Origin of the sequence: Pseudomonas alloputida, from assembly GCF_021283545.2 — a bacterium.
GTDB classification, from domain to species: domain Bacteria; phylum Pseudomonadota; class Gammaproteobacteria; order Pseudomonadales; family Pseudomonadaceae; genus Aquipseudomonas; species Aquipseudomonas alloputida.
This window is the reverse complement of record NZ_CP128540.1, coordinates 310,274-324,259: the sequence shown is the minus strand read 5'-3', so window position 1 is coordinate 324,259 and position 13,986 is coordinate 310,274. Positions and strand designations below refer to the sequence as shown.

At 60.0% G+C, this 13,986-nt stretch carries 13 protein-coding genes; 4 read left to right on the top strand and 9 right to left on the bottom strand.

Annotation, left to right across the window (positions count from 1 at the left end; translation table 11 throughout):
* Positions 1 to 95: 95 nt before the first annotated feature.
* Complete coding sequence (locus tag LU682_RS01420; protein ID WP_232914910.1) at positions 96 to 1,676, bottom strand: zinc-dependent metalloprotease family protein; 1,581 nt, start codon at positions 1,674 to 1,676, stop codon at positions 96 to 98.
* Between the two features lie 338 nt (positions 1,677 to 2,014).
* Here LU682_RS01420 and LU682_RS01415 point away from each other — a divergent pair, with 338 nt between their 5' ends.
* Positions 2,015 to 2,272, top strand: coding sequence for a hypothetical protein (locus LU682_RS01415; protein ID WP_003255717.1), 258 nt, complete (start codon positions 2,015 to 2,017; stop codon positions 2,270 to 2,272).
* A gap of 119 nt (positions 2,273 to 2,391) precedes the next feature.
* Here the strand turns inward: LU682_RS01415 and gbdR are convergent, their stop codons facing one another.
* Together gbdR and LU682_RS01405 are read right to left on the bottom strand one after the other, a co-directional pair.
* Positions 2,392 to 3,498, bottom strand: coding sequence for a choline metabolism transcriptional regulator GbdR (gbdR, locus tag LU682_RS01410; protein ID WP_010951663.1), 1,107 nt, complete (start codon positions 3,496 to 3,498; stop codon positions 2,392 to 2,394).
* A 501-nt stretch (positions 3,499 to 3,999) separates the two neighbouring features.
* Positions 4,000 to 5,376 carry an L-serine ammonia-lyase gene (locus LU682_RS01405; RefSeq protein ID WP_010951662.1) on the bottom strand — a complete coding sequence of 459 codons (1,377 nt, stop codon included), beginning with the start codon at positions 5,374 to 5,376 and terminating at the stop codon, positions 4,000 to 4,002.
* 452 nt (positions 5,377 to 5,828) lie between these two features.
* Between LU682_RS01405 and LU682_RS01400 the strand changes: the two genes are divergently transcribed.
* The 3 genes from LU682_RS01400 (at position 5,829) to choV (ending at position 8,881) form a co-directional block, all read left to right on the top strand.
* Complete coding sequence (locus LU682_RS01400; protein WP_010951661.1) at positions 5,829 to 6,776, top strand: choline ABC transporter substrate-binding protein; 948 nt, start codon at positions 5,829 to 5,831, stop codon at positions 6,774 to 6,776.
* Positions 6,777 to 6,857: 81 nt separating this feature from the next.
* Positions 6,858 to 7,706 carry a choline ABC transporter permease subunit gene (choW, locus tag LU682_RS01395; RefSeq protein WP_172830946.1) on the top strand — a complete coding sequence of 283 codons (849 nt, stop codon included), beginning with the start codon at positions 6,858 to 6,860 and terminating at the stop codon, positions 7,704 to 7,706.
* Complete coding sequence (gene choV, locus LU682_RS01390) at positions 7,703 to 8,881, top strand: choline ABC transporter ATP-binding protein (protein WP_010951660.1); 1,179 nt, start codon at positions 7,703 to 7,705, stop codon at positions 8,879 to 8,881. The genes choW and choV overlap by 4 nt, the downstream gene beginning before the upstream one ends.
* 117 nt (positions 8,882 to 8,998) lie before the next feature.
* Here choV and hisF read toward each other — a convergent pair whose 3' ends face one another.
* The 6 genes from hisF to LU682_RS01360 form a co-directional block, all read right to left on the bottom strand.
* Positions 8,999 to 9,769 (bottom strand): imidazole glycerol phosphate synthase subunit HisF, encoded by a 771-nt coding sequence (hisF, locus tag LU682_RS01385; protein WP_003255729.1) that lies wholly within the window; start codon positions 9,767 to 9,769, stop codon positions 8,999 to 9,001.
* 10 nt (positions 9,770 to 9,779) lie between these two features.
* Positions 9,780 to 10,517 (bottom strand): 1-(5-phosphoribosyl)-5-[(5-phosphoribosylamino)methylideneamino]imidazole-4-carboxamide isomerase, encoded by a 738-nt coding sequence (gene hisA / locus LU682_RS01380; RefSeq protein WP_003255731.1) that lies wholly within the window; start codon positions 10,515 to 10,517, stop codon positions 9,780 to 9,782.
* Between the two features lie 27 nt (positions 10,518 to 10,544).
* A complete protein-coding gene (locus LU682_RS01375) occupies positions 10,545 to 10,805 on the bottom strand; it encodes a DUF2164 domain-containing protein (RefSeq protein WP_010951659.1) in 261 nt (86 codons plus the stop codon).
* A complete protein-coding gene (gene hisH, locus LU682_RS01370) occupies positions 10,806 to 11,444 on the bottom strand; it encodes an imidazole glycerol phosphate synthase subunit HisH (protein WP_010951658.1) in 639 nt (212 codons plus the stop codon). It abuts the gene before it with no gap.
* A complete protein-coding gene (hisB, locus tag LU682_RS01365; RefSeq protein ID WP_003255736.1) occupies positions 11,445 to 12,038 on the bottom strand; it encodes an imidazoleglycerol-phosphate dehydratase HisB in 594 nt (197 codons plus the stop codon). It abuts the gene before it with no gap.
* Between the two features lie 218 nt (positions 12,039 to 12,256).
* Positions 12,257 to 13,918 (bottom strand): OFA family MFS transporter, encoded by a 1,662-nt coding sequence (locus tag LU682_RS01360; protein ID WP_010951656.1) that lies wholly within the window; start codon positions 13,916 to 13,918, stop codon positions 12,257 to 12,259.
* Positions 13,919 to 13,986 lie beyond the last annotated feature (68 nt).

Below are 13,986 nucleotides of genomic sequence, written 5' to 3'. Positions count from 1 at the left end.
CCAGAGAACCGGCGCCAAGGTCTCCATAGATACGAAGCACCTTGGCGCCCTCACTCGCAACAATCAGACAGCATAGAAGCGGACAATCATAACGATCACTCGTATGACACCCTATAGACTGGCCCTATCAGTCTTCTTGTAAATTTGAACCCTTCTGGTTTACCACCGCCAGTATGTACACTCGTTATGACGAAATCCCCAGAAAAGTTACTTCCCGTATAGCAGCTATTTACCGTGTAAAAAATATTGGCGAAGCATAATTTTCTCGGGGTCGAACCACTGTAGAAGTCCTTTACCTCTACCCTTACGGGATTGACATCATTATCCTTGCATTCCGTAAACCATGAGAGCAGGGCTTGTTCACCCGGCTTCAAATCAATGAAGCAACCCCGGTTCGCCCCGTACAACCACAAACGAACGCGATGAGCAGGGTCCGGATAAAAATTGGCAACAGTGTCCCGATTTTCATTGAAAGTCCGCGCCACATCATTTTTATCTACCGTACCCATAGGAACCCCTTGATACTGCAACCGCGGGTTTGAATGATAGGGAATGGCACCATTCGACGTTCGCATCTGCGTATGGAAATTTGGCGCTGTATGCTGGTAGCCATAAGCGTAAGGGGGTAGGGACGCAACTGGAGCCTCGTCCTTATGACCGGCCCCCATGTTATGCCCTAATTCGTGGCCTAACGAACCAAAGCAACTAATTGCCGAAAAAGCCCTCTCCACGGAAGCTGTGAGGTTCGCTATACCACAGTAAATGCTAAACGTCGAAAGCATTGATACCAGATCGGCGCGCCCCTTTTCACGTTCGATATGAATTTTCGCCCCGAATGGTTTATCAGCTTTCATATCGCTGAGCTGAGTCTGTGGAGACTTGCCTGTCTCGTCGTAGTCAGAATCGTAAATATCAGACAGCTCGTATACAGCATCGACTTTGCTATTGATCAAATATTGGTTGGCGTTCTGTAACGCCTGCGCCAATTCGATCTTGTAATTCGGAAACATGGCCCTCGACTGGTGGGTTGTAACGAATAGCACCCTAATAGTACTTTTTCGCGACTGAGACGTGCTGAGTGATCTGGTTTTTTCCTGCGTTTGTACAGGAACAGGGATCGGCGCTGCTTCTGGTGGTAATTTTGATTCATCAACCTTGACCAAGACTTGCTGGCCTTTGCCAACCGCCGTTAACCGGTAGAGCTGCCCATCCACCCGAATATCCCCAACGACCAGGTTACCGTCACTCACCAACGAAACCCAGTTGAGCGGATCCATATCGATTTCCGCAGGTGAGGGGTAGAGTTGTCTACGGTTGGAAGGCATATCGCCAACCCACCCTACCATTCCCGAAGCAACACTATCGCTTCTTGACAACTTGAAACTCACCGTTCGGCCGTCAGTCAGCGGCATTGATAGCGTCGCCGTATCTTTCGATACAAGCCCAGGCTTGACCTGTACTTCTTTAACTTCAGCGTCTTCTGCCACATTCAACAAAAGCTTCAAATACTGGTCAGTACCCGATTGCCTCTCAAGGGCGGCGTGGTTCTGGTCTGGCGTGATCTGAAACAGCGTATCCGCCGAACTGTCGAGATGGGTTCTAGGGTCCGAAGCCGTGCATCCTCCAAAAAGAAACACAGCACCTAGCAAGCAGAATTTCAATTGTTCCCGGTTCATGTTCATGCTCCAGATATCGGAGCCTTACTGGACCATGCGCATCGATTCCCAACAACTGACATAAATAACAGTTGCAAAAAAATAACCCCGGGAAGCCGTGAGCTACCGGGGCCAAGAGCGAGCAACATCCACTGCGTGTGAGCGAGGGTGACCAAACCCTCTGTACCGTGAATGGCTTCAGTGTGCGTGCTTGCCTGGCAGGGGATTTAGTCGTAAACGACCTGTTCTTAGCCAAAGCAGCCATGGCGACATTCTGTCCTTGCGAGGCTGTCGCGCACGTCACAGAATCGGTCGTAAATCACAGCAGCACTCTCTTAGCGATAAAAGGGACAACAGCCATGATGCATGCGGATTTGATTGATCAGGACGACCTCGCCGGCCACCTGCGCGCGCGCGGTTTCGATATTCCTGCCGGGGCCAGTGCCGAACAGGCGTGTGAAGCGGTGGTTCGTGGGCTGACCGAGCCCAATGCGCGGGCGCTGAAGGGGATGGTGGAGCAGATGTACACCGGCAGTGCGACGATCCTGCCGGCAGTACGCCAGGCCATCGACAAGCAACTGTTGCCAGCGTTGGCGCAGTTCAACAAACGCGCGTAATCCATTTACCCAGGACCGGCCCCTTCGCGGAACAAGCCCGCCCCCACAGATCACCGCTGGCTCAAGCTCAGCGGGTGACCTGTGGGAGCGGGCGTGCCCGCGAAGAGGCCGGCGCGGTGTCAGAGCCTTACACTGGCAAATGTCGACTCATTGCGCGCCTGGCTCAGGGCCGCCATCGGCCCGCTGTGCGGCGACAGGGTCATGGCCTGCGGAATCGGCATCATGGCCACCTGCTGCGCGGTGTTGGAGCCTACCCGCTCGTCACGCGGCGGAATACCGAAGTACTCGCGATAGCACTTGGAGAAGTGCGGAGTCGACACGAAGCCGCATACCGATGCCACTTCGATGATCGACATCGGCGTCTGCTTCAGCAGCTGACGCGCACGGATCAGGCGCAACTTCAGGTAGTAGCGCGACGGCGAGCAGTGCAGGTACTTCTGGAACAGGCGCTCCAGCTGGCGTCGCGAAACCGACACATACACTGCCAGTTCGTCCAGGTCGATCGGCTCCTCCAGATTGGCCTCCATCAGCGCGACGATTTCCTGCAACTTCGGCTGGTTGGTGCCAAGCATGTGCTTGAGCGGCACACGCTGGTGGTCCTGCTCGTTGCGAATACGCTCGTAGACGAACATCTCGGAGATCGCCGCCGACAGCTCGCGGCCGTGATCACGGCTGATCAGGTGCAGCATCATGTCCAGCGGCGCGGTGCCACCGGAGCTGGTGAAGCGGTTGCGGTCAAGGGTGAACAGGCGGGTGCTCATGTTCACCCGCGGGAAGGCTTCCTGCATTGCGGCCAGGCATTCCCAGTGCACGCTGCAATCGAAGCCGTCGAGCAGGCCAGCGCAGGCCAGTGCCCAACTGCCGGTGCACACGGCACCCAACCTGCGCGACTGACGGGCCTGGGCTTGCAACCAGGTGACGTGTTCACGGGTGACGGAACGCTGGATGCCAACACCACCACAGACAATCACGGTGTCGATGGGCGGAGCATTGCTGATTGCGGCATCCGGTGTGATTTGCAGGCCATCGCTGGCCCACACCTGGCCGCCATCGATCGTCAGCGTGTGCCAGCGATACAGCTCACGGCCAGACAGCTGGTTGGCCATGCGCAGCGGCTCGACCGCCGATGCCAGGGAAATCAGGGTGAAATTGTCCAATAGAAGAAACCCGATGGACTGGGGTGTTGTGCGGTTCTGGGTTGGATTCCCGGAGGTGTACGACGTCATCGCGATTTCTCCTCACACAAATGCAGGGTGTGCCTCAGGCGGGCACTTACTTCTTGTTATGACCCCTCGGTCATTTTCCGGGGGTAGGCTTGCCAATCTCAACGCAAACGTCGTGCCTAAACTTGAACGGCCATCCAAAAAAACCTGAAAACGACGCCTTTATTGGGCATTTCAAGTGCTTGCATCGTGTTGGCCAGTCGTCCAGAACAGGCGAACTAGCGCGTTGCCTGTAACGGTTGAGCAGTTTAGTGACACGCGCCGCATGGGTTTCCCAGAAGCGACACCTTTAAGTGTCACCGACAACGCCCACACTGATCGCGACATCCGACGATCGGTAGGCGGGGCGCCCATCACCGCACCATAAAGAGGCATAGGCGGTTGTGTTGCACCTGCATCAGCCTCAAGGGCCTCTTCGCGGGCAAGCCCGCTCCTACAGGGATTGCACAGTTCCTGTAGGAGCGGGCTTGCCCGCGAAGAGGCCCAGAAGGTCAGCTCAGAAAATCAGCACTCGATAGCGCTGACCGCCAGGCCGCCGCGCGAGGTCTCTTTGTACTTGTCGTGCATATCGGCGCCGGTATCGCGCATGGTGCGGATTACCTGGTCGAGGGAAATGAAGTGCTCACCATCGCCGCGCAAGGCCATCTGCACCGCGTTGATGGCCTTCACCGCAGCAATCGCGTTGCGCTCGATGCAGGGCACTTGCACCAACCCACCCACCGGGTCGCAGGTCAGGCCAAGGTTGTGTTCCAGGGCAATTTCAGCGGCGTTCTCAACCTGTGGCGGGGTGGCGCCGAGCACTTCGGCAAGCCCCGCTGCGGCCATCGCGCAGGCCGAGCCGACTTCCCCCTGGCAGCCCACTTCGGCACCAGAGATCGAAGCGTTCTTCTTGCACAGGATGCCCACAGCGGCGGCAGCCAGGAAGTAATCGACAACGCTGGATTCATCCACCGCATCGCTGAAGCGCATGTAGTAATGCAGCACTGCCGGGATGATGCCCGCCGCGCCGTTGGTAGGCGCGGTCACCATGCGCCCACCGGCGGCGTTTTCTTCATTGACCGCCAAGGCGAACAGGTTGACCCATTCCATGGCACTCATGGTCGAGCCGATCACGTTGGGCTTGCCGATTTCCTGCAGGCTGCGGTGCAGCTTGGCGGCACGGCGGCGCACGTTCAGCCCGCCGGGTAGCGTGCCCTCGTACTTGAGGCCGTTGTTGACGCATTCCTGCATGGCTTCCCAGAGCTTGTGCAGGCCAGCGCGGATGTCTTCCTCGCTGCGCCAGACCTTCTCGTTGGCCATCATCAATTGCGACACGCTGAGGTCGTTTTGCTTGCACAGGCGCAGCAGTTCGGCGGCGCTGTTGAAGTCGTACGGCAGCACTGTCTGGTCAGCATCCAGCACACCGCTGGCGGCTTGGGCTGCATCGACCACAAAGCCGCCGCCCACCGAGTAATAGGTGTCGCGGTGCAACTCGCCCTGCTCGCCTTCGGCAATTAGGGTCATGGCGTTGGGGTGATAGGGCAGGTTCTCGTCCAGCAGCAGCATGTCGCGGGCCCAGACAAACTCGATGGGCAAGCGGCTATCCAGCTGCAGGGTGTTGGTTTCGCGCAGGTCGGCGATACGCGGCACGATCTGGGTCGGGTCAATGGCGTCAGGCCACTCGCCCATCAGGCCCATGATGGTGGCGTTGTCGGTGCCATGGCCGATACCGGTGGCTGACAGCGAGCCATACAGGCGCACTTCGATCCGTTTTACACGCTCCAGCTCACCGCGTTCGCGCAGGCCCTGAACGAACAGGGCGCCAGCACGCATGGGGCCGACGGTGTGGGAGCTGGAGGGCCCGACACCGATCTTGAACAGGTCGAACACGCTGATGGCCATTGTCGAATCACCTCTTGCTGGGCTTGTCTCTGCGCGCCATGCGCAGGGCGGGGTAGCTGCTAGGCTCAAACAGCGGGCCGCCTTGAATGCCAGCATCATCGGGCTTTTACCGCCCACCTCGCCGTCTGCAACCGACGTACTTTTGTCCAGCAGCGCCGCGCTGTTCTCAACCAGAAACTGCGCCCACCGCGCCGTTTTCCAGCGGCCTGGTGACGCAAAAATGCGCGCGAGGGGGTGGAAAAATCCATAAGCGACATCGCCCATACTGGATACGACCCGTTCCGTACTGGATACGACCCAACCAGTAGGCGATTGCCCGGAGCTGGAGGATTATCGAAAGCGACTCGTAAAGCACGGCCACGCATCCTGCCCTCTGCAGGCCTGGTCGACCGGACCCTCAGAAAGCCCGGCGACCCACGCGAACCCGAAGACAATATCTCAGGAGTCCATCCATGAAAGGTTCACCCTCGCTGTTACTGGTTGCGTTGCTGTCCGCGCCATTGCTGGCCCAAGCAGCCGAACCCGAGCAATGTCAGACTGTACGCTTCTCCGATGTCGGCTGGACCGACATCACAGTCACGACCGCGACCACCAGCGTTGTGCTCGAAGCACTGGGTTACAAGACCCACACCACCATGATCTCGGTACCGGTGACCTACAAGTCGCTGGCCACCGGCAAGGACCTGGACGTGTTTCTCGGCAACTGGATGCCGACCATGGAGAACGACATCAAGCAGTACCGCGACGCCGGCACGGTAGAAACCGTGCGCGCCAACCTGGAGAACGCCAAGTACACCCTGGCAGTCCCCCAGGCGCTGTACGACAAGGGCCTGAAGGATTTCAGCGACATACCCAAGTTCAAGAAGGAACTGGACGGCAAGATCTACGGCATCGAACCGGGTAACGACGGTAACCGCACCATCCAGAGCATGATCGACAAGAACGCCTTTGGCTTGAAGGACGCCGGTTTCAAGATCGTGCAGTCCAGCGAGGCGGGCATGCTGTCGCAAGTTGACCGCGCGCAGAAACGCGGCGAGGCATTGGTGTTCCTGGGCTGGGAGCCACACCCGATGAACACCCGCTTCAAGATGCAGTACCTGACCGGCGGGGACGACTTCTTCGGCCCCGACTTCGGCAAGGCGACCGTGCTGACAAACACCCGCAAAGGATACACGCAGGAATGCAGCAACGTTGGCCAACTGCTTAAGAACCTGTCGTTCGAGCTCAAGGATGAAAGCACCATGATGGGCTATGTCCTGGACGACAAGATGAAACCCGAAGCCGCCGCCAAGAAATGGATCAAGGACAACCCAGGCAAGCTGGATGCCTGGCTGGCCGGCGTTACCACCGTTGATGGCAAGCCTGGCCTGGAGGCGGTCAAGGCCAAGCTTACGCAATAACGAACTACGCAGTAGCGCTACCTCGGGGCAGGACCGTGCCTGCCCCGGGTTGATTTCAATCTATGCAGGTGGAAGCTCGCTATCATGCTTATCGATCAGAAAATACCCCTGGGCCAGTACATCGCGTCGTTCGTCGAATGGCTGACCCAGAACGGCGCGAATTACTTCGACGCCATCGCGCAAGGCCTGGAGTTCATGATCCATGGCGTCACCAGCGCCCTGACTTTCTTCAACCCGTTCGTTCTTATCGCCCTATTCGCCGCCCTGGCGCATTTCATCCAGCGCAAGTGGGCACTGACCGCATTTGTCGCCCTGTCGTTCCTGCTGATCCTCAACCTGGGTTACTGGCAGGAAACCATGGAGACCCTGGCGCAGGTCACCTTCGCCACGGTGGTATGTGTGGTGATCGGCGTGCCACTGGGCATCCTCGCCGCGCACAAGCCGATGTTCTATACCGCCATGCGCCCGGTGCTCGACCTGATGCAGACGGTGCCCACCTTCGTCTACCTGATCCCTACCCTGACCCTGTTCGGCCTGGGCGTGGTGCCGGGGCTGATCTCCACCGTGGTGTTCGCCATTGCTGCGCCCATTCGCCTGACCTACCTGGGCATCTGCGACGTGCCGCAAGAGTTGATGGACGCCGGCAAGGCCTTTGGCTGCTCGCGTCGTCAGCTGCTTACCCGTATCGAACTGCCGCACGCGATGCCAAGCATCGCCGCCGGTGTCACTCAATGCATCATGCTGTCGCTGTCGATGGTGGTCATTGCCGCCCTGGTTGGCGCTGATGGCCTGGGCAAACCTGTGGTCAACGCACTGAACACCGCCGATATCTCCCTGGGCTTCGAAGCGGGCCTGGCGATCGTGCTGCTGGCAATCATGCTCGACCGTATCTGCAAGCAACCGGAACTGCCGGTAAGGGGTGAGGCATGAGCATCATTCGTTTCGAAGACGTCGACGTCATCTTCTCCAACAAGCCGCGCGAGGCACTGGCGCTGCTGGACCAAGGCCAGACCCGCGAGCAGATCCTCAAGCAGACCGGCCTGGTGGTGGGTGTCGAAAAGGCCAACCTCGATATCAACAAAGGCGAGATCTGCGTGCTGATGGGCTTGTCCGGCTCGGGCAAGTCGAGCCTGCTGCGCTGTATCAACGGCCTCAACACCGTCAGCCGTGGCAAGTTGTTCGTCGAACACGAAGGCAAGCACATCGACATTGCCAACTGCTCCGCGGCCGAGCTGAAGATGATGCGCACCAAGCGCATTGCCATGGTGTTCCAGAAGTTTGCCCTGATGCCTTGGCTGACGGTGCGCGAGAACATCAGCTTCGGCCTGGAAATGCAGGGTCGCCCGGAAAAGGAACGGCGCAAGCTGGTCGACGAGAAGCTTGAGCTGGTGGGCCTGACCCAGTGGCGCAACAAGAAGCCGGATGAGCTTTCTGGCGGCATGCAGCAGCGCGTGGGCCTGGCCCGGGCGCTGGCGATGGATGCCGACATCCTGCTGATGGACGAACCGTTCTCGGCCCTGGATCCACTGATCCGCCAGGGCCTGCAAGATGAGCTGCTTGGCCTGCAGGCCAAGCTGAGCAAAACCATCGTGTTCGTCAGCCACGACCTGGACGAGGCACTGAAACTGGGTACCCGTATTGCGATCATGAAGGACGGTCGGATCATCCAGTACAGCAAGCCGGAGGAGATCGTGCTGAACCCGGCCGACGAATACGTGCGCACCTTCGTCGCCCATACCAACCCGCTGAACGTGCTGTGCGGGCGCAGCCTGATGCGCAGCCTGGACAACTGCAAGCGGGTCAATGGCTCGGTGTGCCTGGACCCAGGTATCGATTCGTGGCTGGACCTTGGCGAAGGCGGCGCGCTCAAGCGTGCACGCCAAGGCCAGAACGGGCTGGACATGCAGAAATGGGCACCGGGGCAAGATGTGGAGCTGCTGGAGCGCAGGCCGACCGTGGTGCACGCCGACATCGGCATGCGTGAGGCACTGCAGATTCGTTATCAAACCGGCAACAAGCTGGTGCTGCAGGATAACGACAGGGTGGTGGGGATACTCGGGGATACCGAGCTTTACCACGCGCTGCTCGGCAAGAACCACGGTTGAAGCAATTGGGGCCGCTTCGCGGCCCTTCGCGGGCACGCCCGCTCCCACAGAGATCTCAGCAAACCTGTGGGAGCGGGCGTGCCCGCGAAGGGCTGCAAAGCAGCCCCGGTCAATGGATCAGCGAACGACGATCCCGCGCGAAGCCATGTAGGCCTTGGCCTCCGGCACTGTGTACTCGCCAAAGTGGAAGATGCTGGCCGCCAGCACCGCGCTGGCATGCCCTTCCAGAATGCCGTCTGCCAGGTGCTGCAGGTTACCCACCCCCCCCGAGGCAATCACCGGAATCCCCAGCGCATCACTGATAGCCCGGGTAACGCCCAGGTCGAAGCCGTTCTTCATGCCGTCCTGGTCCATGCTGGTCAGCAGGATCTCGCCAGCGCCCAGGCCTTCCATCTTCTTCGCCCACTCGACTGCATCCAGCCCGGTCGGCTTGCGCCCGCCGTGAGTGAAAATCTCCCAGCGCGGCGCTTCACCTGGCCCGGACACTTTCTTGGCATCGATGGCGACAACGATGCACTGCGAACCGAAACGGTCCGCCGCCTCACCGACAAACTCTGGGTTGAACACCGCGGCGGTGTTGATCGAGACCTTGTCGGCACCGGCGTTGAGCAGGTTGCGGATGTCCTGCACGGTCCGCACGCCACCACCAACCGTCAGCGGGATGAACACCTGGCTGGCCATGCGCTCGACGGTATGCAGCGTGGTGTCGCGCCCATCGACGCTGGCGGTGATGTCGAGAAAGGTGATTTCGTCGGCACCTTGCTCGTCGTAGCGACGGGCGATTTCCACCGGGTCGCCGGCATCACGGATGTTCTCGAACTTGACGCCCTTGACCACCCGGCCGTTGTCCACGTCCAGGCAAGGGATAATGCGCTTGGCCAGTGCCATGGTTCAGTCCTCAGCCTTGGTAGTTGTCACAGAAGGCCTGGGCCTCAGCGACATCCAGGGTGCCTTCGTAGATGGCACGGCCGGTGATGGCGCCGATGATGCCCGGGGCCTTGGCGTCCAGCAGGGCCTTGATGTCACCCAGGTTGTGAATGCCGCCCGAGGCGATCACCGGGATACGGGTGGCTTCAGCCAGTGCCTTGGTGAAGGGCACGTTGCAGCCCTGCATCATGCCGTCCTTGGCAATGTCGGTGTAGACGATCGCCGAGACGCCATCGGCCTCGAAACGCTTGGCCAGGTCGATGACCTGCACCGAGCTCACTTCGGCCCAACCGTCGGTGGCGACGAAACCGTCCTTGGCGTCCAGGCCGACGATGACCTTGCCCGGGAAGGCTTTGCACGCTTCAGCGACGAACTCGGGCTGCTTGACGGCCTTGGTGCCGATGATCACGTAGCTGACGCCAGCCTTGACGTAGTGTTCGATGGTTTCCAGCGAACGGATACCGCCGCCGATCTGGATCGGCAGGTTCGGGTAGCGCTTGGCGATGGCGGTAACCACTTCACCATTGACCGGCTGGCCTTCGAAGGCGCCGTTGAGGTCGACCAGGTGCAGGCGGCGGCAGCCACCCTCGACCCACTTGGCGGCCATGCTCACCGGGTCGTCGGAAAATACCGTAGAGTCTTCCATGCGGCCCTGGCGCAGGCGCACGCAAGCACCGTCCTTCAGATCGATAGCGGGGATAATCAGCATCTTGGGAACCTGTCTATTTGTTGGGTTTCAGGGCTTCTCGAGTGCCCACAGGTCGCTTTCGATGCTCTCGAACCGCTCCTTGAGGTGCAGCTGAACATCGGCAATCGCCCTGTTGTAGTAATGGGGTGCAATCTCTTTGCTGAACAGCTCGAGGACCTCGGCCACCTCGAACGACCCCAACTGCAGCTCGAAGCGGTCTTCGAGAAAACGCTTCAAGGTGTCGAGCGCATCGCGCTCCTGCTCGGGGGCCAGGGTGATGGTCGGGGCCTTGGTCTTCGACCTGCTCATTTACCAGCGCCCGTCCCAGGCGATGAAGTTCTGCAGCAGCTGCAGGCCATGGGTATGGCTCTTCTCCGGGTGGAACTGCACGGCAAAACGCGAACCGTCGGCCAGCGCTGCGGCGAAATCGACGCCATAGTGACCGCGACCCACCACCTGGCCCGGCTTGCCGGCATTGATGTAGTAGCTGTGCACGAAGTAGAAACGTGCGCGATCAGGGATGTCGTGCCACAGCGGGTGGTCGATGGTCTGGCTGACTTCGTTCCAGCCCATGTGCGGCACCTTCAGGTGCTCGCCCTCTTCTTGCAGGTCTTTGCCGAAAAAGCGCACCTGGCCAGGGAACAGGCCAATGCAGTCGACGCCGGCGTTTTCCTCACTGTGCTCGAGCAGCGCCTGCATACCGACGCAGATGCCGAGGAACGGGCGGTCCTGGCTGACTTCGCGCACCAGGCTGTCGAAGCCCAGGCGGCGGATCTCGGCCATGCAGTCGCGAATCGCGCCCACGCCCGGGAACACCACACGGTCGGCCTCGCGGATCACTGAGGCATCGCTGGTAACCAGCACTTTACCGGCACCTACGTGCTCAAGCGCCTTGGCCACCGAGTGCAGGTTACCCATGCCATAGTCGATTACGGCTACCGTTTGCATTTACAGGCACCCTTTGGTGGAAGGCATCTGCCCGGCCATACGCTCGTCGAGGGTGATGGCCATGCGCAGAGCGCGGCCGAAAGCCTTGAATACGGTTTCGATCTGGTGGTGGGTGTTGTGGCCACGCAGGTTGTCGATATGCAGGGTTACCAGGGCGTGGTTGACGAAGCCCTGGAAAAACTCCTGGAACAGGTCGACATCGAAGCCGCCAACGCTGGCACGGGTATACGGTACGTGCATCTGCAGGCCTGGGCGGCCAGAGAAGTCGATGACCACGCGTGACAGCGCTTCGTCCAGCGGCACGTAGGCGTGGCCGTAGCGGAAGATACCTTTCTTGTCACCGATGGCCTGGGCGAATGCCATGCCCAGGGTGATGCCGACGTCTTCGACGGTATGGTGATCGTCGATATGCGTATCACCCTTGCACTCGATATCCAGATCGATCAACCCATGGCGGGCGATCTGGTCCAGCATGTGTTCAAGGAAGGGCACACCGATATCGAATCGGGCCTTGCCGCTGCCATCGAGGTTGATCGAGCACTTGACCTGGGTTTCCAGGGTATTGCGCTCGACGGAAGCCTTACGTTCAACCATCACCAGCTCCGCAAAATCATTGGGCGAAAAGGGTTTCATTATAGGCCCAGAACGCGCCAGCTTGAAACGCGGATGACATATGGCAAAGCCAGGTTTTACGCGGGCTGGATGCTGCTACAGGTCTATACAACTGCGTAATGGGGGCTGCTTTGCAGCCCATCGCGACACAAGGCCGCTCCCAAAGGGACCGCGCAGCAAAGCGCACCCATGCAGTTACATCAATGGAACAGGACAGCAGTCTTCTGCAGTGTCACCCACACACCCCAGGCCAACGGCACGACCACCACCGCCCAGGCCAGCAGCACCAGTGGCAGGCTGCCTGGCGCCGCTTTCCACTCCAGCGACCGCGCCCCATCGGCGCCCTTGTCATGGCTCAACGCCCGCTCGGCCGCCAGTTCGGCATCACTCATGAAGTGCTTGTCGGCCACTGGGCGCACCAGCATGTTGCAGATAAAGCCCAGCACCAGCAGACTCGCGAGGATGTACAAGGTCATGTCATAAGCCGCCGCCCGCTCCACGCCCGCTGCCAGTTGATACTCGCGCAGGTAGGTGATCAGCACCGGCCCCAGCACCCCCGCTGCCGCCCAGGCGGTCAGCAGGCGGCCATGGATGGCACCCACCATCTGCGTGCCGAACAGGTCGGCCAGGTAGGCCGGCACCGTTGCAAAACCACCGCCATACATCGATAGGATGATGCAGAACGCTGCCACGAAAAGCGCCACGTTGCCCAGGTGCCCCATGTTCGGCACCAGGCTGTACAAGCCCACACCCAAGGCGAAGAAGGCAAAGTAGGTGTTCTTGCGGCCGATGTAGTCGGAGAACGATGCCCAGAAGAACCGGCCGCCAATGTTGAACAGGCTCAGCAGGCCGGTAAAGCCGGCGGCGATCGCGGCAATCTGCGCCAACTGCGCAGTGCTCAGCTGGCTGAAGGTCAGTTCGTTGCCCAGTAATTTACCGGCGAACACTTCCTGCAGCAGCGGTGAAGCCATGCCCAAAATGCCGATGCCCGCCGACACGTTCAGGCACAGCACCAGCCAGATAAGCGCGAACTGCGGGGTCTTCCAGGCCACACTGACGTGCACATGACGGTCGGTGACCATGGCGTTACCGGCATTCTTCAACGGCGCAGCCCAGCCTTCAGGCTTCCAGCCGGTCGGTGGTACGCGATACGCCAGGGCGCCAGCGGTCATGAACACGAAGTAGATCGCCGCCATGGCGACAAAGCTCTGCCATACGCCAACCTCGTGCTCATTGCCAAAATGCCCCATAAGCGCGGTGGCCAGCGGCGCCCCGACCATGGCCCCGCCGCCGAAGCCCATGATCGCCATACCGGTGGCCATGCCGCGTTTGTCCGGGAACCACTTGATCAAGGTCGACACGGGTGAGATGTAGCCCAGGCCCAGACCGATACCGCCAATCACGCCCGAGCCAAGCCACATCAGCCACAGCTGATGGGTTTTCACACCTATCGCCGAAAGCAGCATGCCACCGCACCAGCACAAGGCCGACACCAAGCCAGCCTTGCGCGGGCCGGCGTGCTCCAGCCAGCCGCCCAGCACCGCCGCCGAGCAGCCGAGGAAGACGAAGAACAGGGTATAGATCCAGCTCAGCATCGAGATTGGCCAGTCGCATTCGGCGCTGAACATCCGGGCCATGAAGCCCATGTCTGCCGCACAGGCGACGGGGGCGGTGATCCCCAGGGCTTGCGACAAAGGCAGCCAGAATACCGAGAAGCCGTAGGCCATACCGATGCACAGGTGAATGGCCAGGGCAGCTGGTGGGACCAGCCAGCGGTTGAAGCCCGGGCGGGCGATTATGCGTTCCTTCGACAGGAAGCCTGGCTCACTGGCCAAGGTTCCCGTCGCGACGGTACTGGTCATGAATCTGATCCTTGTTATAGGGAGGGTGCTCGCAAAGCGGCGCAAGGGTAGCAGCATCAAGCAGCATG

Bases quoted from the DNA above. Each gene is read 5' to 3' on its own strand.
- LU682_RS01400 (WP_010951661.1), top strand. From the start codon at position 5,829: ATGAAAGGTTCACCCTCGCTGTTACTGGTTGCGTTGCTGTCCGCGCCA.
- LU682_RS01405 (WP_010951662.1), bottom strand. From the start codon at position 5,376: ATGGCCATCAGCGTGTTCGACCTGTTCAAGATCGGTGTCGGGCCCTCC.
- LU682_RS01415 (WP_003255717.1), top strand. From the start codon at position 2,015: ATGATGCATGCGGATTTGATTGATCAGGACGACCTCGCCGGCCACCTG.
- hisB (WP_003255736.1), bottom strand. From the start codon at position 12,038: ATGGTTGAACGTAAGGCTTCCGTCGAGCGCAATACCCTGGAAACCCAG.
- LU682_RS01360 (WP_010951656.1), bottom strand. From the start codon at position 13,918: ATGACCAGTACCGTCGCGACGGGAACCTTGGCCAGTGAGCCAGGCTTC.
- gbdR (WP_010951663.1), bottom strand. From the start codon at position 3,498: ATGACGTCGTACACCTCCGGGAATCCAACCCAGAACCGCACAACACCC.
- hisF (WP_003255729.1), bottom strand. From the start codon at position 9,769: ATGGCACTGGCCAAGCGCATTATCCCTTGCCTGGACGTGGACAACGGC.
- hisH (WP_010951658.1), bottom strand. From the start codon at position 11,444: ATGCAAACGGTAGCCGTAATCGACTATGGCATGGGTAACCTGCACTCG.
- choV (WP_010951660.1), top strand. From the start codon at position 7,703: ATGAGCATCATTCGTTTCGAAGACGTCGACGTCATCTTCTCCAACAAG.
- LU682_RS01375 (WP_010951659.1), bottom strand. From the start codon at position 10,805: ATGAGCAGGTCGAAGACCAAGGCCCCGACCATCACCCTGGCCCCCGAG.
- LU682_RS01420 (WP_232914910.1), bottom strand. From the start codon at position 1,676: ATGAACCGGGAACAATTGAAATTCTGCTTGCTAGGTGCTGTGTTTCTT.
- hisA (WP_003255731.1), bottom strand. From the start codon at position 10,517: ATGCTGATTATCCCCGCTATCGATCTGAAGGACGGTGCTTGCGTGCGC.